This window comes from uncultured Marivita sp. (assembly GCF_947488135.1).
Classification (GTDB): domain Bacteria; phylum Pseudomonadota; class Alphaproteobacteria; order Rhodobacterales; family Rhodobacteraceae; genus Marivita.
The window spans coordinates 209,967-234,535 of the sequence record NZ_CANKYW010000007.1; the positions used below are offsets into that span (position 1 = coordinate 209,967).

21 protein-coding genes are annotated in these 24,569 nt (G+C 63.3%); 11 read left to right on the forward strand and 10 right to left on the reverse strand.

What is annotated here, in order from left to right; translation table 11 throughout:
- From Q1B16_RS18210 to Q1B16_RS18235, 6 genes are all read right to left on the reverse strand, one after another.
- On the reverse strand, positions 1-264 hold the full coding sequence (locus Q1B16_RS18210) for a hypothetical protein (RefSeq protein WP_299792242.1): 264 nt from the start codon (positions 262-264) through the stop codon (positions 1-3).
- Positions 265-267: 3 nt separating this feature from the next.
- Entirely contained in the window at positions 268-3,060 is a 2,793-nt protein-coding gene (locus tag Q1B16_RS18215; RefSeq protein WP_299792245.1) for a bifunctional [glutamine synthetase] adenylyltransferase/[glutamine synthetase]-adenylyl-L-tyrosine phosphorylase, read from the reverse strand.
- A 478-nt stretch (positions 3,061-3,538) separates the two neighbouring features.
- On the reverse strand, positions 3,539-4,747 hold the full coding sequence (locus tag Q1B16_RS18220) for a beta-ketoacyl-[acyl-carrier-protein] synthase family protein (protein WP_299792248.1): 1,209 nt from the start codon (positions 4,745-4,747) through the stop codon (positions 3,539-3,541).
- A gap of 6 nt (positions 4,748-4,753) precedes the next feature.
- On the reverse strand, positions 4,754-5,014 hold the full coding sequence (locus Q1B16_RS18225; protein ID WP_299792251.1) for a phosphopantetheine-binding protein: 261 nt from the start codon (positions 5,012-5,014) through the stop codon (positions 4,754-4,756).
- Between the two features lie 39 nt (positions 5,015-5,053).
- A complete protein-coding gene (gene lpxD / locus Q1B16_RS18230; RefSeq protein ID WP_299792254.1) occupies positions 5,054-6,145 on the reverse strand; it encodes a UDP-3-O-(3-hydroxymyristoyl)glucosamine N-acyltransferase in 1,092 nt (363 codons plus the stop codon).
- Between the two features lie 29 nt (positions 6,146-6,174).
- Positions 6,175-7,785, reverse strand: a complete 1,611-nt coding sequence (locus Q1B16_RS18235) for a L,D-transpeptidase family protein (RefSeq protein WP_299792257.1) — start codon at positions 7,783-7,785, stop codon at positions 6,175-6,177.
- Between the two features lie 343 nt (positions 7,786-8,128).
- Between Q1B16_RS18235 and Q1B16_RS18240 the strand changes: the two genes are divergently transcribed.
- The gene (locus tag Q1B16_RS18240; protein ID WP_299792259.1) at positions 8,129-8,698 is read left to right on the forward strand and encodes a DUF882 domain-containing protein; all 570 of its coding nucleotides are present in this window, start codon (positions 8,129-8,131) and stop codon (positions 8,696-8,698) included.
- Positions 8,699-8,783: 85 nt separating this feature from the next.
- Here the strand turns inward: Q1B16_RS18240 and Q1B16_RS18245 are convergent, their stop codons facing one another.
- Both Q1B16_RS18245 and Q1B16_RS18250 read right to left on the reverse strand, forming a co-directional pair.
- Positions 8,784-10,739 (reverse strand): autotransporter domain-containing protein, encoded by a 1,956-nt coding sequence (locus tag Q1B16_RS18245; protein ID WP_299792262.1) that lies wholly within the window; start codon positions 10,737-10,739, stop codon positions 8,784-8,786.
- Positions 10,740-10,918: 179 nt separating this feature from the next.
- Positions 10,919-12,286: an aspartate aminotransferase family protein gene (locus Q1B16_RS18250; RefSeq protein WP_299792265.1), complete on the reverse strand. Its 1,368-nt coding sequence runs from the start codon at positions 12,284-12,286 to the stop codon at positions 10,919-10,921.
- A gap of 120 nt (positions 12,287-12,406) precedes the next feature.
- Here Q1B16_RS18250 and Q1B16_RS18255 point away from each other — a divergent pair, with 120 nt between their 5' ends.
- The 9 genes from Q1B16_RS18255 to Q1B16_RS18295 all read left to right on the forward strand — a co-directional run bounded on the left by Q1B16_RS18255 (position 12,407) and on the right by Q1B16_RS18295 (position 22,110).
- A complete protein-coding gene (locus Q1B16_RS18255) occupies positions 12,407-13,084 on the forward strand; it encodes a GntR family transcriptional regulator (RefSeq protein ID WP_299792268.1) in 678 nt (225 codons plus the stop codon).
- The gene (locus Q1B16_RS18260; RefSeq protein ID WP_299792271.1) at positions 13,084-14,040 is read left to right on the forward strand and encodes a LysR family transcriptional regulator; all 957 of its coding nucleotides are present in this window, start codon (positions 13,084-13,086) and stop codon (positions 14,038-14,040) included. Before Q1B16_RS18255 ends, Q1B16_RS18260 begins: the two co-directional genes overlap by 1 nt.
- Positions 14,041-14,208: 168 nt before the next feature.
- Complete coding sequence (locus Q1B16_RS18265) at positions 14,209-14,973, forward strand: class II aldolase/adducin family protein (RefSeq protein WP_299792274.1); 765 nt, start codon at positions 14,209-14,211, stop codon at positions 14,971-14,973.
- A gap of 42 nt (positions 14,974-15,015) precedes the next feature.
- Positions 15,016-16,575, forward strand: coding sequence for an ABC transporter substrate-binding protein (locus Q1B16_RS18270; protein ID WP_299792277.1), 1,560 nt, complete (start codon positions 15,016-15,018; stop codon positions 16,573-16,575).
- A 78-nt stretch (positions 16,576-16,653) separates the two neighbouring features.
- Positions 16,654-17,625 (forward strand): ABC transporter permease, encoded by a 972-nt coding sequence (locus Q1B16_RS18275; RefSeq protein WP_299792280.1) that lies wholly within the window; start codon positions 16,654-16,656, stop codon positions 17,623-17,625.
- Positions 17,622-18,461 (forward strand): ABC transporter permease, encoded by an 840-nt coding sequence (locus tag Q1B16_RS18280; RefSeq protein ID WP_299792283.1) that lies wholly within the window; start codon positions 17,622-17,624, stop codon positions 18,459-18,461. Before Q1B16_RS18275 ends, Q1B16_RS18280 begins: the two co-directional genes overlap by 4 nt.
- Positions 18,458-20,089: an ABC transporter ATP-binding protein gene (locus Q1B16_RS18285; protein ID WP_299792286.1), complete on the forward strand. Its 1,632-nt coding sequence runs from the start codon at positions 18,458-18,460 to the stop codon at positions 20,087-20,089. The genes Q1B16_RS18280 and Q1B16_RS18285 overlap by 4 nt, the downstream gene beginning before the upstream one ends.
- Positions 20,086-21,063, forward strand: a complete 978-nt coding sequence (locus tag Q1B16_RS18290; protein ID WP_299792289.1) for a glyoxylate/hydroxypyruvate reductase A — start codon at positions 20,086-20,088, stop codon at positions 21,061-21,063. Before Q1B16_RS18285 ends, Q1B16_RS18290 begins: the two co-directional genes overlap by 4 nt.
- A 21-nt stretch (positions 21,064-21,084) precedes the next feature.
- Complete coding sequence (locus Q1B16_RS18295) at positions 21,085-22,110, forward strand: histone deacetylase family protein (RefSeq protein ID WP_299792292.1); 1,026 nt, start codon at positions 21,085-21,087, stop codon at positions 22,108-22,110.
- A gap of 76 nt (positions 22,111-22,186) precedes the next feature.
- Here Q1B16_RS18295 and Q1B16_RS18300 read toward each other — a convergent pair whose 3' ends face one another.
- Both Q1B16_RS18300 and menC read right to left on the reverse strand, forming a co-directional pair.
- A complete protein-coding gene (locus tag Q1B16_RS18300) occupies positions 22,187-22,867 on the reverse strand; it encodes a GNAT family N-acetyltransferase (RefSeq protein WP_299792295.1) in 681 nt (226 codons plus the stop codon).
- Positions 22,864-23,979: an o-succinylbenzoate synthase gene (gene menC / locus Q1B16_RS18305; protein WP_299792298.1), complete on the reverse strand. Its 1,116-nt coding sequence runs from the start codon at positions 23,977-23,979 to the stop codon at positions 22,864-22,866. The genes Q1B16_RS18300 and menC overlap by 4 nt, the downstream gene beginning before the upstream one ends.
- Before the next feature lie 173 nt (positions 23,980-24,152).
- Here menC and Q1B16_RS18310 point away from each other — a divergent pair, with 173 nt between their 5' ends.
- The gene (locus Q1B16_RS18310; protein ID WP_299792301.1) at positions 24,153-24,569 is read left to right on the forward strand and encodes a hypothetical protein; all 417 of its coding nucleotides are present in this window, start codon (positions 24,153-24,155) and stop codon (positions 24,567-24,569) included.

The following is a 24,569-nucleotide window of genomic DNA, read 5'->3' on the forward strand; positions in this document are numbered from 1 at the left end:
TCAACTCCGCCGACCTTTCCAACCGCCGCGCCGACGCGGTGCAGTCGCGGAGGTCCGTCCTTCGGTCAGCACCTCCGTCATCGGGTGGCCCTCGACGCCGTGCCGCTCCAACAGCGTTCCGATCAGCACCGCCGTATCCGCGTCCACCGGCACCGCGAGTGCCCAGTCAAGGAAGATCGACCGGCATTCCTCGTAGGTGATCCCGTCGATCTTGTACGCCTCCGCGATCAGACCCTTGGGATCGGTGGCATCCCCCTTGCGCATCGCCTAGGCCTCCTCGGTCACGTCGGGCAGCACACGGCGGATCACCTCGGCGGCGTGACGCGTCTTCTGGTCCAGCAGCTCCTGCAACCCGTCGATGCTGTCCGTGCCGGTGATCCGGCAAAGGAATTCCGACGCCGCGCTGGTGTCGCGTTCGGGCGTCACCGTGGTTTCCGAGATCAGCCGCGACCCGATTTGCAGCGACCAGCACAGCCGATACGCTTCTGACAGCGCCTCCGCGTCCTCGGACGTCAACCATCCGCAGTCCGCGCCGCGCGCCAGCGCATCCGGCACGGTGCCCAAGGGCTGGCCCGCAAGTACCGCCGCCGCCTGCGCCACAAGTTCGATGTCCTGCAACCGCCCCTGCCCCAGCTTGGCATCCCACGGATCGCCGCCCCCCTTGGCCGCCGCGATCCGGTTGCGCATGATCGCCACCTCGCGCAAGACGGCGTCCTGTTCGGTCGGGGCCAACAGGACCTCTGCCTGCACCTGCGCCACATCGCGCGCCACGGGACCAGGCCCGGCAACGCAGCGCGCGCGGGTCAGGGCCAGATGTTCCCAGACCCAAGCGTCGTTCTTCTGGTAGGTGCGGAACGACGCCAGACTGGTCGCCACCGGCCCCTGATTGCCCGAAGGACGCAGGCGCATGTCGATCTCGTAGATCCGCCCCTCGGCCATCGGCGCGGTCACGGCGGTGATCAACGCCTGCGTCAGTCGCGCGTAATAGGGGCGTGTCGCCAGCGGGCGTCGGCCCTCGGACATCTCGGCCTCGCCGGGATCGTAGATCACGATCAGGTCCAGATCGGACCGCGAGTGCAGCCGCCGCGATCCGAGACTTCCCATGCCCACGACGACCGCCCCGCGCCCCGGACAGGGGCCGTGCTTGCGGGCGAATTCGGTATGGACCTCGGGGGCCAGCGCGCCCAGCGTCGCATCGGCCAGATCGGCATATTGCGCGCCGGCCTCCTCGGCCCCGATCAATCCGCGCAGCAGGTGGACGCCGATACGGAAATGCCATTCCTTGCCCCAGCGCCGGGCAGTGTTCAGCTTGTTCTCGTAATCGCCCTCGCGCGCCAGAAGATCGCTCAAGGCGCCGCGCAACACCTCCTGCCCCGGCCAGTCGGCAAAGAAATCCCCGCCGATCACCGCGTCGAACACCGACGCATTGCGCGACAGGTATTTCGCCAGTTCGGGAGACACGCCGACAATGTCGATCAAAAGGTCGATCAGCTGCGGATTGGCCTCGAAGAGCGAGAACACCTGCACACCGGCAGGCAGCCCGCTCAGGAAGCCGTCAAAGGCCGAAAGCGCATCCATCGGGTGCGAGGTCTTGGCGAGCCGTCCAAGGATCTCGGGCTTCAGCCGTTCGAAAATGCCGCTTCCCCGCGCCGACCGCAGCGCGGGATAGGTGCGCCAACGGCTGACGATCTCGGAGTTCTCGAGCTCATCCGGCACGGCGCTCGCCCGCGATGGGGCACTGTCTCCGCCGAAGAACCCTTCGGTCAACGTGTGCACCTCTTCCAGCCGCTCGGTCAGGCTCCGCTGGAGCGTGTCGCGATCGGTGCCCATGAAGGCCGCAAGCCGGTCAAAGCCAGCTTTGGATTTGGGCAGGTCGTGCGTCTGCGCATCGCGCAGCATCTGCACCCGGTGTTCCACCTCGCGATGCGCGCGGTAATGTGTGGTCAGGGTCTCGGCCACGTCCTGCGGTACCCAGCCCTTGTCGGCCAGAACCGCCAGCCCCGGCACGGTGCCGCGCACCCGCAGGTCGGGATCGCGGCCGCCCGCGATGATCTGCCGGGTCTGGGTGAAGAACTCGATCTCGCGAATGCCGCCGCGTCCGAGCTTCATATTGTGTCCCGGCAACGTGATCGGCCCTGCCAGCCCCTTGTGATCGCGGATCTTGCGCACCATGTCATGCGCGTCTTCGATGGCGGCGAAATCCAGATGCTTGCGCCAGACGAAGGGTGTCAGCGTCTTGAGAAACTTCTGCCCCGCCACGGTATCCCCGGCGCAGGCCCGCGCCTTGATATAGGCGGCGCGTTCCCATGTCCGACCGAGGCTTTCGTAATACCGCTCCGCCGCCTCCATGGCGAGGCATACTGGCGTGACCGACGGATCAGGCCGCAGCCGCAAGTCGGTGCGGAACACGTAGCCTTCGCCGGTGATGTCGCTCAGCATCGCACACATCTTGCGGGTGGCGCGGACAAAGCTGGAGCGGGCCTCGTGATAGTCATCTGGTTCGAACCGGGTTTCGTCGAAAAGACAGATCAGGTCCACGTCCGAGCTGTAATTCAGCTCTCCCCCGCCCATCTTGCCCATCGCGAGCGCCACCATGCCGCCTGCCACTTCGGCGTCGTCTTCGGTCTGGCCCGGCAGCTTGCCGCGCTTGATCTCGTGGCGGATGGTGGCGCGCAGGGCCAGATGCACCGCGAGGTCGGCAAAATCGGTCAGCGCCTGCGTGACCGTCTCGAGCGGCCAGACACCGGCGAGATCGGCCAACCCGGTCAAGAGCGCCACGCGCCGCTTGGCCTGCCGCAGCCGCGAGGGCAAGGCATCGGGCGCGGTACCTCGCAGCCCCGTATGTTCATCGGTCAGGGCGGTTTCGGGATCGTCGAGCGCCCGCTCGAGCCAGTCGCTTTCCTTTTCGGTCAGGGACTTGAGATAGGGGCTGCACCCGCACGCCCCGTCGATCAGATTGGCCACATCAGCGGTGGCCCAGGGTGCCGCGGCAAGCGCATCGGCGCCCTGCTCAGGATCAAAGGCATACGGAAGACGGGAGATGCGGCTGGCAAAGGTCATGACCGCAGATGGCCACGGGTTTCGGCAAAGTGCAATGGGGCGCAACGGACACGCGTCTGCGTCGTCCTCGGGCTTGACCCGAGGAACTGTTGGACACGTTTCATCGTCATCCTCGGGCTTGACCCGAGGATCTCTTCGGCTTGCGGTCCTCGGGTCAAGCCCGAGGATGACGGTTGATTTGAAGAAGAAGCGGCGCCGCTCTGTGGCCTGACCGTTCTCTCATTCTGCCGGGGCTGCCCCCGTGACCTGTGCCCCTTTCGGGGCCTTCGTGAAACCGGTTTCTCATGGTCGCCCCGATTAGGGGATCAAGAGAGGGTCAGTTCTGTGGTGTCGCGGCATGGGAGTGACCCTTCCCGCTCAAAAGCTTTTGTGCCGGGGAAGGTGCGTCACGGCCGTTAATGACATGGAAATCCGGCGTTCGCTACGTGACCAGAGCCTTCGAAGGCTCTCGCCTGCATTTTCGAAAATGCAGGTCCGCTCAGACCCGCCGCAGCGCCAGAACCGCGTTGAGCCCGCCGAAGGCGAAGGCGTTGGACAGGGCCACGTCCACCTTGGCGTCGCGCGCAACGTTGGGCACCACGTCGAGCGCGCATTCGGGGTCCGGTTCCTCGTAACCGATGGTGGGCGCCACCACGCCATCGCGCAGGGCCATGATACAGGCCAGAAGCTCGATCGCGCCGGTGCCGCCGATGCAATGGCCGTGCATGGATTTGGTGGACGAGATCATCAGCCGGTCGGCATGGGCCCCGAACACGTCCGCCACCGCCGCGCATTCGGTCTTGTCGTTCGCCGCCGTGCCGGTGCCGTGGGCGTTGATGTAGCCCACGTCCTCGGGGTTCAGCTTCGCGTCGTGCAACGCCCCGGCAATGGCGCGCGCGGCGCCGTTTTTGGATGGCATCACGATGTCCGACGCGTCCGAGGTCATGGCGAACCCGACCACCTCGGCCAGGATATCCGCGCCGCGCTTGCGGGCATGCTCGTACTCTTCGAACACGAAAACGCCTGCCCCTTCGCCCTGTACCATGCCGTTGCGATTGGCGCTGAAAGGGCGGCAGGCGTCCTTGGACATGACGCGCAGCCCTTCCCACGCCTTCACACCGCCGAAACACAGCATGGATTCCGACCCGCCCGTGATCATCACCGGCGTCGATCCGCCATGCACCATCTGAAACGCCTGCGACATGGCGTGATTGGAGGACGCGCAGGCGGTTGAGACGGTGAAGCTTGGCCCTTTGAGGTTGAACTCCATCGACACGTGGGACGCGGCGGCGTTGTTCATCAGCTTCGGGACGACAAAGGGATGCACCCGGTTCTTGCCGTCCTCGTAGACGCTGCGGTAATTCTCATCCAGCGTGGTCATCCCGCCACCGGAATTGCCCAGCACGACACCCGAGCGCGCGGCCAATTCGCCCGAGAACTCCAACCCGGCTTGCGCCAGCGCCTCGCGTGCGGCGATCAGGGTGAACTGGGTGAAGCGGTCGTACAGCGACAATTGCTGCCGGTTGAAGAGCTTGGTTTCGTCGAAATCATGCACTTGCGCGCCGATCTGGATGGCCAGACGCTCCACGTCCTGAAACGACAGCGGCCCGATCCCGCAGCGCCCTTCGCGCATCGCCTCCAGCGTGTCCGGCACGTTCAGCCCCAGCGCGTTGACGGTGCCTGCCCCGGTGATGACCACGCGCTTCATGGGTGATCAGCCCTTTTGCCGGGCGATGAGGCCCTCGACCCCGGCGACAACGGAGGCCACGGAGGAGATGTCGAAATCGCTCTTGCCCGGTTCATTGGCGTTGAACGGCACGTCGATGTCGAACTCTTCTTCCAGCGCGAAGATACATTCCACGAGCCCCATGCTGTCGATGCCCAGATCCTGCATCGTATCCGTCATGGACACGTCCGACGGTTCGATCATGGCCTGTTCCGCAATGATGCGTATGACCCTGTCCTGCACGCTCATCTGCTTATCCCGGAAGCTGGTTGCGTTTCCGCCCGTGATTTAGTCACTCGGGTCGTTCTTTGAAACCGCTTTCTTAAGCGCCGCCACATCGGCGATCAGACGCGGCAGACGGCGAAGCTGTTTATAAAGGTCCAGCTGCGTCTCCATCTTCATCGCCGGATAGCCCAGCATGACGCGGCCCGCGGGCACGTTGGACAGCACCTTGGTGGCCCCGCCGGTTATGACGTTGTCGCCGATGAACAGGTTGTCGCTGACACCGGTCTGACCGCCCAGCACCACGTTGTTGCCGATGCGGCTCGACCCGGCGATGCCGACCTGCGCGCAGATCAGACAATCGTTGCCGATCACCACGTTGTGGCCGATCTGGGCGAGGTTGTCGAACTTGCAGCCATTGCCGACTTGCGTGGCACGCACTGTGCCCCGGTCGATGCAGGAATTGGCGCCAAGCTCCACATCGTCGCCGATGGTGACACCGCCCAGCGAATGGATGCGGGCATAGGGTTGCGCGGTGGCGCCGGACTGATTGCCCAGCGTTTCACGTACCTTTTCGGCAGCAGACGGTTCGGGTGTGACAAAGGAAAATCCGTCCGCGCCCACGGCTGCGCCGAAATGCGCGATGAAGCGGTCGCCGATGGTGACATTGTGGCCGATCTTCACACCGGGATGCAGCAGCGCGCCCTGCCCGATCTGCGCGCCCTGCCCGATGAAGACCTGCGCGCCGATGACCGATCCTGCGCCGATCACTGCGTCCGCACCGATCACGGCGAAGGGGCCGACCGACACATCGTCGGCGAGGGTCGCGGTCGGGTCGATCACCGCCGTTTGGTGAATGCCTGCGGCATACCCCGCGCCGGGATCCATCATCGCGGACAAACCCGACATGGCGTAGCGCGGGCGCGGTGCAAGCAAGGCTGCGGCAAGTCCGTAGGATTGCCAGTCCGCACCATCCCAGAGCATCGCCGCTTTGGCCTGACAACCGGCGAGGTGCTCGGCGAATTCGGGTTTCATCGCGAGCGCCAGATCCGACGGACCGGCCGTGGCGGGTTCGGAAACAGCGTCGATGGTCAGGGACAGGTCGCCCTCGGCACGGATGCCAAGGGCGTCAGCGATTTGCGCAATGGTAAAGGGCATGTCCGCCTCCGGCCTGGATGGCCGCAGGTTTAGCTGCGAACGCCGCCGATCTCCACCCCTGCCGCGCTCAGTGCATCCCAGATCGCGGCGTCACGCCCGTAAACGTCGCGGCGGAACTGGGTGTGACCCTTCGCCGTGGTGAACGCGGTCCGATAGATCAGGTGCACCGGGACGGGCTGGTCCAGATTGACCCGGGTCTCACTTCCCGTGCGCAGCCGCGAATGGAAAAAGCCCACGGGATCAGAGGTTTGCCGCGCCAGCAGGGCATAGGCAAAATCGTGCGGATCGTTCAGTCGGACGCAGCCATGACTGTAGGTTCTGACCTCGCTCGAAAAAAGATTTTTTGCAGGTGTATCATGTAGATAGATGTTGTACTTGTTAGGGAACATGAACTTCACGGTCCCCAGCGCATTGCGCGGCCCCGGAGGCTGGCGCATGGCAAACGGAAAGGTGTTTGCAGTATAACCCGCAAAGCTGCGATTGCGCGAAACCACGCGGCCCCGGCTGTCGGTGATCTGAATATGAGACACGGCACCGGGATTGCTGCGCAGCTTGGGCAGGTATTCCCCGACGATGATCGACCGCGGGACGTACCAGCTTGGGTTGATGACCATGTGGTCCATCTCGTCCGAAAATTCAGGCGTCTGCCGATCGCGGTCCTGATGGCCGACGACCGAGCGCGTCTCGAAGGTCAGCTTGCCATCGTCGAAAATGCGCGCTTGGAAATCCGCGATATTGACGAGGATGTGCCGATCACCCAGCCCGTCGGGCATGTTCAACCAGCGCTCACGCTCCATCGCGACGATGACCGATTTCAGCCTGTCCTGCGGCGTGGTGTTGATCTGGTCGAGCGTCACACCTCCGACCACGCCGTCCACGGTGAGGCCGTGATCTTCCTGGAACTGCCGCACCGCATCGGTGATCGCGCTGTCGTAGCGGGCGGTGACGGTGCGGGTGAGATAGCCCATGGCGATCAGTCGGTCGCGCAGCGCAACGACGCCCGCTCCGGTATCGCCCGGTTCGTACTTGCCGCCCGGAACTGTCGCGCCCCATCCGCCATGCGCGATCGTGTGCTCAAGACGCATCTTCGCCTTCATCAGGCGGGCATATTCCTGCGATTGCGGAGCCAGCGACGCGAGAAACGCGCGCGGGTTTTCGGACAGCAATCCGGTGAGGTAATAACTTGTTTCGCGCTTGGGGATCTCGCGGACGATCTCGCTGCGCACGCGGCGCGGCGTGTCGATCACACCGGTTTGCAAGTCGCGGGCGAACTCCAAGTAGAGATCGGTCAGAGCGACCTCCAGTGATCCACGCTCGAACCCGCCGCGCACCGAGGCCATGCGGGACAAGAGCGCCTCGGCATCGTATTTCGACGCCGGCAAACCGTGATAGGAGGCCATGCTCAACGCTTCAAGCAACGCGGTGCGCCGTTCGAGATCCGCGTCTGTGCCGCCGGTCCAGATCGGCTCGAACCCGCGATCGCGGTAGAAGGCTGCGACCTGATCGTCGCCGGACATGCTTTCGGCGACGGCCTGCTGGAATGCCGTGACCTGCACCGCGCCTGCCGCCTGTGGCGACGCGTAACTTGCGACAACAATCGCCATTGCCGTCGCGCCGCGCAGGAATTTCCGGTAGGTCATCAAGTGCTCTCCTCAGTCAGTCTTAACAATAACATATCACTCGTCTTTTGGTTCAACGTTCTTGCCGCTTCGAGGGGAGTGTCCATTCACAAAGGCGTTTTTCGCAGCTTTTCTGACGCATATGCGGCATGGCTGCATCGCCCGTCGGAGGTGTAGCGTAAAGTTAACACAAAAATGTTTCTTAAGCAGGATTTTGCCGAAAACTCTTGATCAAAAATTTTTCTGGGAACTTTAGGTTTTTTTGAGATTCGTGTTGTGTCATAGTGCTGAGACAATCAGGCATTCGGCAGTTTTGCGGAACGACGCAAACATTCGACAGTGAACACGGGACAGGCACTTCACTATGACTGACATGGTATCTGGCGGCTTAACGCGTCGCGGATTGCTGGCTGCATTTGCAGCGACAGCAGTCAGCGCGGCGCCAACCTTCGCAAATGCAGCAGGCTTCCTGCGAGGTGGGGGGGATATCCGACGGATCAAGATGTATTCCGGCCGTACCGGCGAACGCATCGACATGATATACTGGATTGAAGGCAATTACATCGAGGACGCTGTTCGGGAAGTCCACCACTTCATGCGCGACTGGCGCACGAACGATGTCAAATCCATCGACCTGCGCGCGATCGACATCATGGCAGCGGCGCACAACCTGATGGACGCATCCGAACCTTATATGCTTCTCAGCGGCTATCGCAGCCCGAAGACCAACGCAATGCTGCGTGCGCGCAGCTCTGGCGTGGCGAAGAACTCGCTGCATCTCAAGGGCCAGGCTGCGGATCTGCGGCTCAACTCGCGCTCGGTCAACCAGATGGCGCGCGCGGCGGCGGCCTGCAAGGCAGGCGGTGTCGGTCGCTACTCCGGTTCCAACTTCGTGCACATGGATTGCGGTCCCGTCCGGTCCTGGGGGCGGTAAGCCCCTCCAACCCGAAAGAAAAAAGGCTGCCCCTCCGGCAGCCTTTTTCTTTTGCGAGAGGCGTGGGGCAAAACTCCCCTGCCCGTCAGAACGTCATTTTGTACCTCACCGCACCAGTGAACCCGCGCGATCCATCCAGTCCGACAGAGCTCGCGCCCGTCAGACTGAGGAACGACCCTGACCCGAATTCCTTGATCACCGATCCCGAGATATAGCCCCAGGTCTGGTCCGGGCGCGGTGCGGAGACGCTGCCCAACGTATCGGCATCCGGGCCGAGCGACACTTCGAGCGGATCATCGTTGAAATCATGTTCGACCGAGCCGCGCAGGTTGAAGAGCCAGCCATCCATGTTCTCGGGCGCAAAGATCGCCGACAGACCTGCCGTGATCCGGCGCGATTCGTATTCGGTGTCCCCGAAGGACAGGCTTGCCGCGCCGTTGGATTCGTTAAACCCGTCGATCGACACCTTTTCCCATGTGTAATGCGCAAACGGGTTCAGCCGAACCTGATCATTCAGCGAATAAAGCGCCCCGCCACCGATCCGGGCAAAGCGATAGCTGCCTTCGGTGTCGGCGGTATAGCGTTCCGTCGCGGGGCCAAGCGTGAAGCTGCGGGTGATGTCATCGACATCGATCCGCCCGCCGCCAAAGGCCGCGTTCAGGTAATATTTGGGCGACAGCGCGATCTGGCCGAACACGACACCGATCACCAGATCGCTGTCGAAGCCGCCCGCGTCATTGTCGAAATCGACTTCGCCGTAGTCGAGGCTGATCCCGGCACCGATGGTGGCATTGGGCGCCACGGCGATATCGGCACCCGCTTTGAGCACCTTGGTCGACCCTTCGATGCCCGGAGTGACTTGCTGCGCGTCGGCTTCGAACCGCCCGATATCGAGGCTGGCGTAGACATCGACCTCGCCCACTTCGCGGCGGCGTGCGTTGCCGTTCTCGTCGGTGGTGCGCAGGACCGTGGGGTTCATCCGGTTCTCGATGGACAGTCCGTGCTGGCGCAGTGCGGTCATCGTCGCCACGGAAATCGCCCCGGTCTGGGTCGCGGCTTGAAGCCCGGCGAAAGCGGCCTGGCCGAAGATCTGATGCGCCGCCGTGGTCGGGTGAACGCCATCGGCAAACACCCGGTCCTCGCTGTCGGCGCTGGCGTTGAAGCCCTGCACACAGCTCAGCGCCGTGTCCGGACAGGCCGGAACAACCGCGGCGTTCGGAGCGGTGAAGCCGTATTTCGCCGGGTCCGCCTGCACCGCGCCCAAGAGCTTCTGGCTGTCCACGATCACCGCGCGATCGCCGATCGAGGCCAGAAGGGTGTTGTTGAACGCATCGGTCAGCGCCGTTTGCAGACCGGCCCCCTGCGGCCCGGATGCGATGCCGAACGGGGTGGTGCCGATATCGGGGATGGTGACGACGATCACCGATTCAGCGCCTGCATCGCGGACGCGTTCGACCAATCCGACAAGTTCGCTCGCGGCCTGCGCCATGTTGGCCGCCGCGTCCTGCGGTGCGATCAGACCGCCGCCGACGGCACCGGCCTGCGCGAACACGTCGTTGGCCCCGCCCCAGAGGATCACCAGATCGTTGTCGCCGAATTCCGCACGGTCTGCGAGCAGGCGATCCACCTGCTCGGACAGCGACCGTGTCGTAATACCCAGCGATGGATTGAACCCGATGCCCTGCGGATCGGTCACGCGCGATCCGCCTTCGGCGTAGATCGTTCCGCCCAGCGCAACCTCGCCCTGCCCTGCCGCGGGTACGCCCGAATAGACGTTCGGACCAAGGGACAGCCCAAGCTCTTGTCCCAGAACTTCGCCATAGGTCAGGGAGGATCCGTCCGGCGCGTTGGTCAGGAATTTGTAGTTGATAACGGGCAGCGCACCCATCCCGCCCGCGATCACCGATTGCGAATAGGCGCCCGCATCGCTCAGAGAATCGCCGATGATGTAAAGGTCATCGAAGCGCAGTTCTTCGGCCGTGGCCAAACCTGCAAGGCCCGTAAGCATGGTGCTCGCGAAGGCGAGTTTCTTCAAAGTCATAGGGTGTCCTCCCGTCGGCGGTTTTTTGCTGCCATTATGTTGACGTAACTGAACAGAGGGGATGGGCTTCAAGTCAACGCCAAAGTGGCCCGCGCGTCCGAAATGACGTCAGGTGATCTGTGGTTTTTCGGGCGTGTTGTGCCCTTGGCCCTGCATGGGGCCAAGGGATTGAGATCGGTTCAGGCGGCCAGTTCGGCCGAGAAACCGTCGAGGCTTTGCTCGACCGCCGAGAGGATCGCCTTGATCTGGTCCGCCGTGACGATCAGAGGCGGGCAGAAGGCCATCGCGTCCATCATGTTGCGCGAGATCAGGCCGTTTTTCAGGAAATGCGCGTTCAGCGCCGCTCCGAGTTTGCCGGGGGCGAAGTCCTCGGCACGTCCCTCGGGTACTACGATTTCCAGCGCCGCAATCAGCCCGACACCGCGTGCTTCGCCCACGAGCGGGTGATCGGTGAACTTGGCCAGACCGGCCTGCAATTCGGCACCGCGTTCGGCGGCATTTGTCACCAAATCGCGTTCCTCGATGATCTTGAGGTTCTCCAGCGCCACCGCCGCGCCCACCGGGTGCGCCCCGGCGGTGTAGCCGTGACCCAGAACCCCGATGCGACCGGATTCGTCGGCGATGGGGGCATAGACCTCTTCGGTCATCATGAAGGCGGAGAACGGGAAGTAGGACGAGGTGATCTGCTTGGACATGGTCATGATGTCGGGCTTCATGGCGAAGGTTTCCGAGCCGAACATCTTGCCGGTGCGTCCGAAGCCGCAGATCACCTCATCGGCGATCAGCAGGATGTCGTACTTTCCCAGAACCTTTTGGATTTTGTCCCAATAGGTCTTGGGCGGCACCACGACCCCGCCCGCACCCATCACGGGCTCTGCAATGAAGGCGGCGATGGTGTCGGGGCCTTCGGCCTGGATCATGGCGTCCAAATCCTCGGCGCAGCGCGTCGCGAACTGCTCCTCGCTTTCGCCCTCCTGCCCTTCGCGCCAATAGTGCGGACAGGTGGTGTGCAGGATCCCCGGAAGCGGCAGGTCGAAGGACTTGTGGTTGTAGGGCAACCCGGTCATCGACGCGGCAGCTATCGTGACGCCGTGATATCCCCGAATGCGCGAGATCACCTTTTTCTTTTCCGGCTTGCCGAGGCTGTTGGACCGATACCACAGCATCTTGAGGATGGTGTCGTTCGCCTCGGACCCGGAATTTGTGAAAAACACCTTGCTCATGGGCACCGGCGCCATGCCGATCAGCTTTTCGGCCAGATCAATGGCGGGCCCGTGCGAGCGGTGGGCGAAGTTGTGATAGAAGGGCAGCTTCTGCATCTGCGTCGTTGCGGCGTCGATCAGCCGTTTCTCGTTGAACCCGACAGCGACGCTCCAAAGCCCCGCCATGCCTTCGATGTAGCGTTTGCCCTGCGTGTCGAAGACATAGACGCCCTCGCCCCGGTCCATGATCATGGGACCGTTCTGTTCGTGCACACGGGCGTTGGTGTAACCGTGGAAGTGGTAGGCGATGTCGCGGGCTTCGTCGGAATTGGGGCGCAGGTCCATGGGGCACATCTTTCGCAATGTCGGTGAGTCTGTTTCAACTGCTAACGGGTGAAGGGCTGGCGTGGCAAGGGGTTTTGATGCATCATACATCAAAGAGCGCATGACGGGGCAGGACCTGCAATGGATATCATCGGACGCAACCCTTTGGGCCAACAGGTCTATGACCGGATCGCGAAGGCCCTGCTGACGGGGCAGATGCGGCCCAATGACCGGCTGACGATCCGAGGGCTGGCCGATCAGCTTGGCGTCAGCAGCACCCCCGTGCGCGACGCGGTCAAGCAGTTGACGCAGGAAAACGTGCTCGAGCACCGGTCGCCCAAGGATGTCCGGGTTCCCGTGATGACCGAGGCCAATTATCTGGAAATCCTGGAAATTCGCCTGTCTCTGGAAGGGCTGGCGGCAGATCGGGCCGCGCAGAACGCCACCGCCGAGCAAATCCGCGCGTTGCGCCGCCTTCTGGAGCGGAACGACCGGGCGATCGAGAAACGCCGCTGGGCCGATGCCACCGAGGGCAATCAGGAGTTCCACCTCGCGCTGAGCACGCTGGCAGGGATGCCGACATTGCAGAACATCCTCAAGGGATTGTGGCTCCAGATGGGACCGCTGGTCGCGTGTTACTACGACACCGAACCAGCCGGTTTGAACGCGCATCACCACGCGCTCGTGCAGGCATTGACCGATCGGGACGGCCCCGCCGCGCGGCGCGCCATTGAGGCGGACATCGTGTCGGCCAAACCGGCGATGCTCGACCAGATCGCAGAACTGCGCAAACGGCTCGTCACGAGCGAGGCCGCCTAATGAACAAGGCACTTCCCCCGACGCTCGACGCGACCGGGTCCTGTGACAATTGGGGCCTTTTGCGCAGCTTTTACTACGTCGCCTCGCAACGGGGTGTCACCCGCGCGGCCAAGGCGCAGGGCGTGACGCAACCGTCGGTCAGCGCGTCCTTGCAGCGGTTGGAAAAGGCTTTGGGGCAAACCCTTGTTCAACGCGGTCAAAGAGAGTTCGAACTGACTGCCGCCGGACAGGTCCTATTCAGCGAAGTGGAAAAGATGTTCGAGGCCTCGCTGCGCGCCGAGGAGAAACTCAAGGCGCTGCATTCGGGGCTTGTTGGAACGGTCAAGGTGCAGGTTGTCACCGGCGCCCGCAGCGATCTCTTCGACGAAATCCTGCGGCTCATGCATCAGCGGCATCCGTCGGTCGTGCTCGATATCCAGATCGCGTCGAGCCATACGATCCTGCACAATGTCGCGTCGGGGATCGTGCCCTTTGGCGTCTGTCTCATGCAGCGGCCCCTGTCGCGCCTGACCTGTCACCTGCTGCTGCGGGCGCGGTATGGCGTGTTCTGCGGGGCCGAGCATCCGCTGTTCGGGCAGACCGATGTGTCGCTCACCGAATTGCGCGACATGCCCTTCATTTCGTTTTCCTGCGACGCCGAAGGCCGCGCGCCGGAGCCGATGATCGCCCTGCGCGACAGCACCGGCCTGGGGCGCAACATCAGCGGAACAAGCGGCGATTTCGCCGAGGTGTGCCGCATGATCATCGCCGGGCTTGGTATCGGCGTGCTGCCGGTGCATGCCGTCGCGCGGGAATTGCAGGACGAGGCGCTTTGGCAGCTCGATCTGCCGGGGCCCGATCTTATGGCGGATATGTATTTCGTCGCAGACCCAGCGCGCCATTTCACCCCGGCCGAGCAGACCTTCCTGGACATCATCAACGAGGTCCTGGCGACCATGTCGCCGCAAGAGACATAGACCCAAACACTTCGAGACATAGCTTAAGGCTATTTTCAAGAACGCGAACACGTTGCTACGCTCAGTTCACTTGAGTGCTAACCCTTGTGCGTGTCCCGGTGCGCCGCCGTGGAAATGCAGCGTTTTCAAGCCTGCCACGCCGATCTGCGATGTTGGAGCTGTCCGACCATGAAGCACGACTCGATCGACGCGATTCCCGTTGAACGGCTCCACTTGGCCGCGGCCTACCGGCTGGTGGCGCATTTCGGGCTGGATGACAGCATCTTCACACATATTTCCGCCCGTGCGCCCAAAGAAGAGGCAGAGCACGGTTTCCTGATCAACCCGTTCGGGTTGCGGTTCGATGAAGTGACGGCCTCGAACCTCGTCACGGTCGATCTCGACGGCAACATCATCCGCGATGAATACGACGCAGGGATCAACGCGGCTGGCTTCACCATTCACAGCGCCGTTCACGCAGCCCGGCCAGAAGTGGGGTGCGTGTTGCACACTCATACGGTGGCCGGTGTGGCGATCTCGTCGATGAAGGATGGTATCCTGCCGCTGAACCAATGGTCCTTGCAATTCTATAACCGGGTTGCCGTCCACGACTACGAAGGCATCGCGCTCGATCTGGCGGAACGCGAACGGCTGGTGGCCGATCTGGGCGACGCGAAGGCGATGATCCTGCGCAACCACGGGCTTCTGACCTGCGGCGGCACCGTGGGCGAAGCCTTTGCGCTGATGTACAATCTCGAACGCACCTGCAAGGCGCAGTTGGCGCTGCTGTCGTCCGGGGCCGCGCTGAATCCGGTGAACGAAGACCTCGCCGAGTTCACGGCCAAACAGTACGAATCCATGACCAAGGATCGGGGCAATCCCGACATCACGGATCCCGAGTGGGAGGCGTATCTGCGCCTCGCGCTCAAGCACTATCCGGACCTGTCGCAATAAGTCAGGCCGGGTGTTTCACCTCCATCAACAGGGAGACGACCCATGAAGACATTTCGATACCTGACGACCGCCGCCGCGATTGCGATGGCCTCTGCGCTGGCCGCGCAGGACGAGCCAAAATCCGGCGGCACGCTCAACGCGGTGATCCAGCCGGAACCGCCCGGCCTGATGCTGGGCCTGATCCAGAACGGCCCGACGCAGATGGTTGCGGGGCAGATCTACGAAAGCCTGCTGCGCTACGACACAGACCTGAACCCGATGCCGTCGCTGGCCAAGGAATGGACGGTGTCCGAGGACGGTTTGACCTATACGTTCACGCTGCAGGACGATGTGGTCTGGCACGATGGCGAGCCGTTCACCTCTGCCGATGTGGTGTTTTCGGTCGATGAGTTCCTGCGCGAGACCCACGCGCGTTTGCGTGCGTCGCTCGTTCATGTCGAAAGCATCGAGGCGCCGGACGACAAGACTGTGGTGTTCACCCTGAAACAGCCCTTCGGCCCGTTCCTTGGCATCTTCGAAGCCGGGACCATGCCGATGATCCCCAAGCATATCTACGAAGGCACCGATTACGCCAACAACCCGGCGAACAACACGCCCATTGGCACCGGCCCCTTCAAGTTCGAAGAATGGGTGCGCGGCAGCTATATTCATCTGGTCAAGAACGAAGATTATTACATGGAGGGCAAGCCCTACCTGGACGAGATCTACTACCAGGTGATCCCCGATGCCGCCTCCCGCGCGGTGGCCTTCGAAACGGGACAGGTCGATCTTCTGCCCGGCGGATCGGTGGAAAACTTCGACATCCCGCGCCTGACGGCGATGGACAACGTCTGCTTCACCAATGACGGCTGGGAGTTCTTCGGTCCGCATTCGTGGATGTGGATGAACATGCATGAAGGCCCGATGACCGACAAGAACCTGCGCAAGGCGGTGATGCATTCGCTTGACCGCGAGTTTGCCCGCGACGCGCTCTGGAACGGCAACGGCACCGTCGCCAAGGGTCCGGTCAGCTCGGTCACGCGCTTTCACGAGCCGGACACGCCGGACATTTCCTTCGACCCGGAGAAGGCCAAGGAGTATCTCGCGCAGTCCGATTACGATGGCGAAACCCTGCAAATCCTGCCCCTGCCCTATGGCGAGACATGGCAACGTTGGGCCGAGGCGACACGGCAGAACCTGTCCGAAGTGGGCATCGAGTCAGAGATCGTCGCAACGGATGTGGCGGGCTGGAACCAGAAGGTCGGCGATTGGGATTTCGACCTCGCCTTCACCTACCTCTACCAGTACGGCGACCCGGCGCTCGGCGTGGCGCGGACCTATATCTCGTCCAACATCGCCAAGGGCAGTCCCTGGAACAACGTATCGGGCTATGTGAACGAAGAGGTCGACAATCTCTTTGCCGAGGCTGCGGTGCAGGCTTCCGCCGAACGGCGGCAGGAGCTCTATACCGAGGTACAGAACATCATCGTCGATGACGTGCCTGTCGCCTGGATGCTCGAGCTTCAGTTCCCGACGATCTACCGCTGCGATCTGAAAAACCCGGTCAGCACCGCCATCGGCGTCAATGACGGGATGCGCGACGCGTGGCTCGATCGCGAGTGATCTGACGTGATCCGAACCGCCGCGCCCTCTGCTCGGGGTGCGGCGGGGTTTGTGACCTACCAATGACAGGGCTTTGATGTGCTAGGCTTCATCGCGGCGCGGCTAGTGAAGGCCGTTTTCATATTGCTGGCGATCCTCGTGCTGAACTTCGTTCTGATCCACGCCGCCCCCGGCGATCCGGCGGCGGTCATGGCGGGCGAAGCCGGTGCGGCGGATGAGAAGTTTCTTCAGGACCTGCGAGAACGGTTCGGACTGGACCAACCGTTCACCGTGCAGCTTTGGAACTACATGAAAGGCGCGATCCAGCTTGATCTGGGCTATTCCTACCGCCAGCAGATGCCGGTGGCGGAACTGATCTGGGATCGCCTGCCTGCGACCTTGCTTTTGACCGCGACCGCCTTCGTCATCTCGATCGTGATCGGCGTCGCCGCTGGCGTTCTTGCCGCGCAGACGCAGGGCACATGGTGGGACACGCTAATCTCCAGCCTTGCGCTCCTGTTCTACGCCACGCCGCTTTTCTGGGTGGCGCTGATGGCGTCGCTCTTGTTCTCGGTCTGGCTCGGCTGGCTGCCCGGTTTCGGCTACCAGACCATCGGGGCGAATTACACCGGGATCGACCGCGTACTGGACATCGGCAAACACCTGATCCTGCCCGCGACGACGCTCGGCCTCTTCTTCACCGCGATCTACATGCGTATGACGCGGGCCTCGATGCTCGAAGTCTCGCGGCTCGATTTCGTCAAAACCGCCCGCGCCAAGGGGCTGCGCAATTCGGTGATCCAGCGGCGGCATGTGCTGCGCAACGCTTTGCTGCCGGTCATCACGCTGGCCGGTCTGCAAGCGGGCCAGATCGTCGGCGGTGCAGTCCTCACCGAAACGGTCTTTGCATGGCCCGGCATCGGGCGGCTGATGTTCGAGGCGATCAGCCAGCGGGATTACAACGTGATCCTCGGCGTCTTCTTCATCTCCGCCGCGATGGTGCTTTTGTTCAATCTCATCACCGATATTCTCTACGGTATCGTTGATCCCCGCATCAGGCTGACGAAATGAGCGCGTTCTGGTCCCGTTTCCGCCAAAACCGTGGCGCCGTGATCGGCCTCGTGATCCTCGCCATCGTGATCATCTGCGCCATCGCCGCGCCGTTCCTGTTCCCGCGAAGCCCGTGGTCGATGGTGCAGCGCCCATTCCTGCCGCCGTTCGAGATGGAGGGCCTGCCGCTTGGCACCGATGCGTTGGGCCGCGACGTGCTGTCGGGCCTCTTTCACGGCGCGCGCGTGTCGCTGCTGGTGGGGCTGGTGTCGACCGTGGTGGCGCTGGCCATCGGCATCCCCATCGGCGCGCTGGCGGGCTATTACGGCGGGCTGGTCGATGACGCGCTGATGCGGTTCACCGAGTTCTTCCAGACCATCCCGAGCTTCGCGCTCGCCATCGTGCTGCTGGCGATCTTCCAGCCGACGCTGGCTTACGTGATCCTCGCCATCGCCATCGTCTCTTGGCCTCCCGTTGCGCGTCTGGTGCGGGGCGAAGTGCTGTCCCTGCGCAACCGCGAATTCGTCGAGGCGGCGACGCTCTCGGGCCAAAGCAACCTGCGGATCATCCTGCGGCAGGTGCTGCCCAACGCCCTGCCGCCGATCATCGTTCTGGCCTCGCTCATGGTGGCCACCGCGATCCTGCTGGAAAGCTCGCTCTCCTTCCTGGGCCTTGGCGATCCGAACGTGATGTCCTGGGGCTACATGATCGGTGCCGCGCGCACCGTGCTGCGCACCGCGTGGTGGCTGAGCTTCATTCCCGGCGTGGCGATCCTGCTCACCGTTCTGTCGCTGAACCTGATCGGCGAAGGGCTGAACGACGCGCTGAACCCACGCCTGCGAAAGCGCACGTCATGAGCCTTTTGACGATTGATAACCTGTCCATCGCTCTGCCCAAGGGTGCGGATCGCGCGCTGGCGGTCAAGGACGTGTCCTTCACGCTCGACAAGGGCGAGATCCTCTGCATCGTCGGCGAAAGCGGGTCTGGCAAATCCATGTCGGCCAATGCGCTGATGGGGCTCTTGCCCGAAGGTGTGACGCCCTCAGCGGGCAGCATCACCTTCAAGGGGCGCGATCTGCTGACGCTGAGCGATGACGAGATGATGGCCCTGCGCGGCAAGGACATCTCGATGATCTTTCAGGAACCGCTGAGCGCGCTGAACCCCCTGATGCGGATCGGTGACCAGATCGCCGAGGTGTTCGAGGCGCATGATCTGCTCACCCCACCCGAACGCCGCAAACGCGCGCTGGAATTGCTGCACGAGGTCGGCCTGCCCGACCCCGACCAGACGATCCGCGCCTATCCGTTCCAACTTTCCGGTGGCCAGCGTCAGCGCGTCGTGATCGCGATGGCGCTGGCGCTGGAGCCGAAGATCCTGATCGCGGACGAGCCGACAACTGCGCTCGACGTGACGACGCAGGCGCAGATCCTCGATCTGATCGAAGACCTGCGCAAGCGGCATGGCATGGCGGTTCTCTTCATCACGCATGATTTCGGCGTCGTCGCCGATATCGCCGACCGCGTGATCGTCATGCAGCATGGCGAGGTGGTCGAAGCGGGCGAGGCCGAGACCGTTCTGCTGAACCCGACGCACCCCTACACCCGCGCATTGCTCGACGCGATCCCGGCACTGACCTTCCGCGACAGTGTCGAACAGACCGCCCAACCGATCCTGAGCGTGCGCGATCTGGACATGACCTTCACCACCCGCACCGGCGGGTTCTTCAAGAAACCGCGTGTCGTGAAAGCGGTGCAGAAGGCGACGTTCGATCTTTACCAAGGCGAGACCATCGGCATCGTCGGCGAGAGCGGATCGGGAAAATCGACGCTGGGCCGCTGCCTTGTGCGGCTGCTCACCCCGCAGAACGGCGTGGTCGAGATCGGCGGGCGGGACATTTCCAAGATCACCGGTGACGCTCTGCGCCAGCACCGCCGCCGCATCCAGATGGTATTCCAGGACCCCTATTCCTCGCTCAACCCGCGCTCGCGGATCGGTACGATCCTGACCGAAGGACTGATCGCCTATGGCGAGGACAAGGCTGCTGCGCGCGAGAAAGCGAAAGAGCTGCTGACGGTCGTGGGCCTCGATCCCTCCGCGATGGACCGTTTTCCGCATGAATTCTCGGGCGGTCAGCGCCAGCGGGTCGGTATCGCGCGGGCCTTGGCGCTCGATCCCGAGGTGATCATCGCGGATGAGGCGGTCTCGGCCCTCGACGTGTCCATTCAGGCGCAGGTGCTCGATCTGCTGGCCGATCTGAAGGACCGGCTCAACCTGTCGATGATCTTCATCACCCACGATCTGCGCGTCGCGGCGCAGGTCTGCGACCGCATCATCGTGATGCAGCGCGGCGAGATGGTCGAGTTCGGGCCTTCGGCGCAGGTTCTGGGCAATCCGCAAACCGCCTATACGCAATCGCTGCTGGACGCTATCCCCGGCAAGGCGCACGAAGCCGCACTCGCCAAGCAGAAGGAGGCGCAGCTGTGAGCCAGACCGCCCTAAAACCGCAGGAGGATGTGATCGAGGGCGTCTATCTCTGCACCCATCTCGACCTGCCCGACCTCTTCGGCGATGCCGTGGCAGACCAGCCCGGTCTGCGCCTCTACCGCCCCAAGGACGTGCCGGACCCCACCCGCATCCGCTTCGCGCTGGTCTGGCGGCCCGCGCCCGATGCGTTCGACGCCTACCCGAAAATCGAGCTGGTGCAGGTGATCGCCGCCGGTGTCGACGGGGTGCTGCGCAACCCGAGCTTGCCCGAAGATGTGACCGTGACCCGCGTGCATGACGACGAGCAAGCCGCGATCATGGCGGGTTTCGCCGCGTGGCATGTGGTCTGGCACCACCGTCACATGGGCAATTACCTGAAAGCACAGCGCGAGACGGTTTGGGACCGCACCACGATCAAGACGCTGCGCCCGCCATCGCAGGTGCGCGTCGGCATTCTGGGGTACGGTTTGATGGGTCAGGCGATCGCAAAGGCGGTGACGGCGTTGGGCTTTCCGGTCTTCGTCGCCACCCGCAGCGACGGCGACAGCGCGCCAGGCGTCAGCCGCATCTCGGGTGCGGACTCGGTGCAGGAGGTGGCCGCGCAATCGGACATCCTCATCAACATCCTGCCGTTGACCGAGGCCACGCATAACATCCTGAACGCCGATCTCTTCGCGCAGATGCCCGAAGGCGCGGCCCTGATCCAGCTTGGGCGCGGGCAGCATCTGGTCGAGGACGATCTGCTAGCGGCTTTGGACAGCGGCCGGATCGGGGCTGCCTCGCTCGACGTGTTCCGCGAGGAACCGCTGCCGCCGGATCACCCGTTCTGGACCCATCCGAACATCATCGTCACCCCGCATGAAGCCTCCGTGACCTCGCCCAAGGCTGTCTCCGACACGCTTGTGCAATCGGTGCGCGCCTGCATAGCAGGTCAGCGGCCGGCGGCGGCGGTGGACAAATCGAACGGCTACTGAGACCAACCAAGGACCACCCGCATGAAAGCCTTTTTCGACGAGCGCCAACTGGGCCACAAGCCCGAGGTCTACTATCGCGGCGGCGCGCCGATGCCGCACCCCGAACAGCCGCAGCGCGCTATTCTGATCCGCGACATGCTGCTGGAAAACGGCTTCCCGGTCGAGGCGCCGGAGGATTTCGGCGTGGGTCCGATCAAGGCGGTGCACGATCCCGATTACGTCGATTTCTTCACCGACGCCTACGAGCGTTTTCTGGCCGAGGCCCCGGAAGGCGCTTTGGGCATCCCGACACGCCATCCCGGCACGCGGCGCGGACGCTGCCCCAAGGACATCAACGGCGCGATGGGCTGGTGGATGACCGACACCTCGACCCCGCTGACGCCCGACACCTATCAGGCGATCTACTGGTCGGCGCAAACCGCGCTGTCGGCGGCGAAAGAGGTGATGGAGGGTGCACGCGCGTCCTACGGCCTCAGCCGCCCACCGGGGCATCACGCGATGACCGATTGCGCCAACGGGTTCTGTTTCTACAACAACGCAGCCATCGCGGCGCATCACATGCGGGACAAATGGGGCAAGGTCGCGCTTCTGGATGTGGATGTGCATACCGGCAACGGGTCGATGGATATTCTCTATGACCGTGGCGACATCTTCTTCTGCTCGCTGCATCCCGATCCGGCGGTCTATCCGACCTTCTATCTGGGTTACGCGGACGAGACCGGCGAGGGTGAGGGCGCAGGCACCACGCTCAACGAAGTGCTGAACATGGGCGATGGCGAGGCCGAGGTGATGGCCGCGCTCGACCGGGGCATCGCCGCGATCCAGCAGTTCGGCGCCGAGGCGCTGGTGATCTCGCTCGGCTTTGACATGGCCGCCGACGACCCTTTGGCGGCGGTCAATGTCTATCCCGAAGGCTTCGCCGAAATGGCCCGCCGCATCGCCGCGATGGGCCTGCCGACGGTGCTGATCCAGGAAGGCGGCTATCTGGGCCCGTCGCTCAGAAACAACGCCGAGGCGTTCCTGACCGCGTTCCGCGACGCGATCTGAGGGGCGCACGAGTCGCCGTGCGGAACAGCCGCGAGCGGCCTGCGGCAGCGGTCACGCCCTGTGCGGCGGTGGCCGCTTAAGCGCGCGTCAGAAGGTACGCGCAGGCGGCGCGGTCGAAGCCGGTGATGCGCAGCCCGTTCGCAAACGCGGCCTCAAGGGCTGCACGCACGCGCAGGCGTTCCGCAATCGCGGCGCCGAGGTCGGTCGCGACCAATGCGGCGAAATCCTGCGGGATAGATACGCGCTGGTCCGCCTCCCCCGCCCAAGGCACTGCGGTCAGGTCCCAGTCGGCCACCACCCGGTCCGATGGCACGCCCGCGTTGATCCCCTCCATCGGGCCATAGTAATCGCGGTGATACACGCCCGCCACAGCCCCCAGCCGCGCGATGTTGAGCACGGCATTGGCGCGGCGCACCGGATCGTAAGTCCAGCGCACGCGGGTGACGCCGCGCGCAAGGCACCAATCTTTTTGATAGAGCTTCATCCGCAGACCAAGCCCCTGCCCCTGCCAATCGGGATGCACGCCCAATCGGTGCGAATGCTGCGCCTTGGGGTCACTGGTCGGAAAACCGAAGAGAAACGCAACCATCTCATCGCCATGAAAAGCCCCGGCCACAAGCCCACCCTCATGTTGGATCGCCAACATAAGGTCGGAATTATCCGCCGGATCGTCATCGCCCCAGACGCGCCGCTGGAAGGCTTCCGCCGCCTTCATCTCGGCCAGCGAGGCAAGGTCGCGCAGCACCAGATCGGTCATGCCGTCCAGACCTCGATCACCTCGGAGACCTGATCGAGATAGGCATAATCCAGCGTCACGCCGATCCCCGCCCCCGGCGGCACTGACATCAGACCATCCGCCGCCTCGAGCGGTTCGTTGACGATATCGCGTTCGAAATACCGGCTGGCGCTCGACGTGTCGCCCGGCTTGGTGAAATTCGGCATCGTCGCCAGATGGATGTTGTGCGCCCGCCCCACCCCGCTTTCGAGCATCCCGCCGCACCAGACCGGCGCGCCGAAGGCAGCACAGACATCGTGAATCGCCCGCGCCTCGGCATAACCTCCGACGCGACCCACCTTGATGTTGATGACCCGCGCCGCGCCCATCTGAAGCGCGATCCGGGCGTCCTTGGCGGTGCGGATGCTCTCGTCCAGACAGATCGCCGTTTTCAGCGCCGCCTGCACCTGATTGTGATCCAGAATGTCGTCAAACGCGAGCGGTTGCTCGATATAATCAAGGTCGAACGCGTCCATCTTACGAAGCGTCGAAAGGTCGGACAGGGCGTAATCGGTATTCGCATCCACCGTCAGCTTGATGTCAGGAAACGCGTTGCGCACACCGGCCAGCAGGGCAAGGTCATGCCCCTGCTTGATCTTCAGCTTGATCCGCCGGTAGCCCTGATCCTGCGCCTCGGCGATCCGGTCCAGCGTCACGTCGAGCGGCGCGATGCCAAGGCTCACCCCGACCTCGATCCGGTTCCGAACGCCCCCCAAGAGGTGCCACAAGGGCTGGTTCAATGCCTTGGCCCACAGGTCCCAGACCGCCATCTCTACCACCGCCTTGGCCATCCGGTTGCCCCGCCACGGTGCCAGCACCGGCGCGATATCCGCAGAAGACGTGATCCGTTCGCCAACCAGCTTTGGCACAACCGCATTGCGCAACAGGTCCACTGCGCCGGCGGTGGTTTCCTCAAGGTAGTCCGGCAGCGGATCCATCACCCCTTCGGCCACCGCCTCGAGACCTCCCCCCCGAAGGATCAACAACGGAAAGGTCTTGTGTGTCATCGTTCCGGTGGAAATGACGAAGGGCGTCAACAATGGCAGATGCACCATCCGCAGTTCCGCCGAGTCGATCTTGACCGCATGTTTCATACCGAAGTGGTACGTCACGCCGCGCAGAGGAGCAATCGGATCGGATGATCTCGGACTGTTTGGAGCGAGAATGGCGCACCTCGACAGAGAAAGTTCGAACACTCTGTTTGAGGCGCTGGCCGAATGGGAGCGCCATCTCGCATCAGTAGACGCTAAGCGTCTGGGGTGCGAAAATGAGCATCCTAAGCCGTAAATTCAATAACTTAGCACAAGCCGAGGCAAAGAAGGCGGCCTATACGCCGCCCTTCTCGCTCCGACTTACCTACGAAGAACGGGCGCGGCTGGATGCCGAACGGGGCGACAAGTCTCTTGCCGCCTACATCCGAGAGCGTCTGTTCGGTGTTGATGCTGCACCGCGCAAGAAGCGCGGCAACAGTCCTGTTCAGGACAAGGAAGCCCTTGGCCGCATAGCTGGGGCGCTTGGTCAGTCTCGCTTGTCCCAAAACATGAACCAGCTCGCAAAAGCCGTAAACACGGGCTCCCTGCCTGTAACGCCTGAGACCGAAGCCGAAATCAAGGAAGCCTGCCGCGAAATCTCGGAAATGCGGGCGGCGCTCTTGGCCGCTCTCGGCAAAGCGCCAGGGAGCTAG

Coding starts and splice junctions, on each gene's coding strand:
- Q1B16_RS18300 (WP_299792295.1), bottom strand. CDS start 22,867: ATGACCGATCTGGTGCTGCGCGACCTTGCCTCGCTGGCCGAGATGAAG.
- Q1B16_RS18250 (WP_299792265.1), bottom strand. CDS start 12,286: ATGGACCTGCGCCCCAATTCCGACGAAGCCCGCGACATCGCCTACCAC.
- Q1B16_RS18235 (WP_299792257.1), bottom strand. CDS start 7,785: ATGACCTACCGGAAATTCCTGCGCGGCGCGACGGCAATGGCGATTGTT.
- Q1B16_RS18215 (WP_299792245.1), bottom strand. CDS start 3,060: ATGACCTTTGCCAGCCGCATCTCCCGTCTTCCGTATGCCTTTGATCCT.
- Q1B16_RS18260 (WP_299792271.1), top strand. CDS start 13,084: ATGAACAAGGCACTTCCCCCGACGCTCGACGCGACCGGGTCCTGTGAC.
- Q1B16_RS18295 (WP_299792292.1), top strand. CDS start 21,085: ATGAAAGCCTTTTTCGACGAGCGCCAACTGGGCCACAAGCCCGAGGTC.
- Q1B16_RS18310 (WP_299792301.1), top strand. CDS start 24,153: ATGAGCATCCTAAGCCGTAAATTCAATAACTTAGCACAAGCCGAGGCA.
- menC (WP_299792298.1), bottom strand. CDS start 23,979: ATGAAACATGCGGTCAAGATCGACTCGGCGGAACTGCGGATGGTGCAT.
- Q1B16_RS18240 (WP_299792259.1), top strand. CDS start 8,129: ATGACTGACATGGTATCTGGCGGCTTAACGCGTCGCGGATTGCTGGCT.
- Q1B16_RS18210 (WP_299792242.1), bottom strand. CDS start 264: ATGCGCAAGGGGGATGCCACCGATCCCAAGGGTCTGATCGCGGAGGCG.
- Q1B16_RS18255 (WP_299792268.1), top strand. CDS start 12,407: ATGGATATCATCGGACGCAACCCTTTGGGCCAACAGGTCTATGACCGG.
- Q1B16_RS18270 (WP_299792277.1), top strand. CDS start 15,016: ATGAAGACATTTCGATACCTGACGACCGCCGCCGCGATTGCGATGGCC.
- Q1B16_RS18265 (WP_299792274.1), top strand. CDS start 14,209: ATGAAGCACGACTCGATCGACGCGATTCCCGTTGAACGGCTCCACTTG.
- Q1B16_RS18245 (WP_299792262.1), bottom strand. CDS start 10,739: ATGACTTTGAAGAAACTCGCCTTCGCGAGCACCATGCTTACGGGCCTT.
- lpxD (WP_299792254.1), bottom strand. CDS start 6,145: ATGCCCTTTACCATTGCGCAAATCGCTGACGCCCTTGGCATCCGTGCC.
- Q1B16_RS18280 (WP_299792283.1), top strand. CDS start 17,622: ATGAGCGCGTTCTGGTCCCGTTTCCGCCAAAACCGTGGCGCCGTGATC.
- Q1B16_RS18225 (WP_299792251.1), bottom strand. CDS start 5,014: ATGAGCGTGCAGGACAGGGTCATACGCATCATTGCGGAACAGGCCATG.
- Q1B16_RS18285 (WP_299792286.1), top strand. CDS start 18,458: ATGAGCCTTTTGACGATTGATAACCTGTCCATCGCTCTGCCCAAGGGT.
- Q1B16_RS18220 (WP_299792248.1), bottom strand. CDS start 4,747: ATGAAGCGCGTGGTCATCACCGGGGCAGGCACCGTCAACGCGCTGGGG.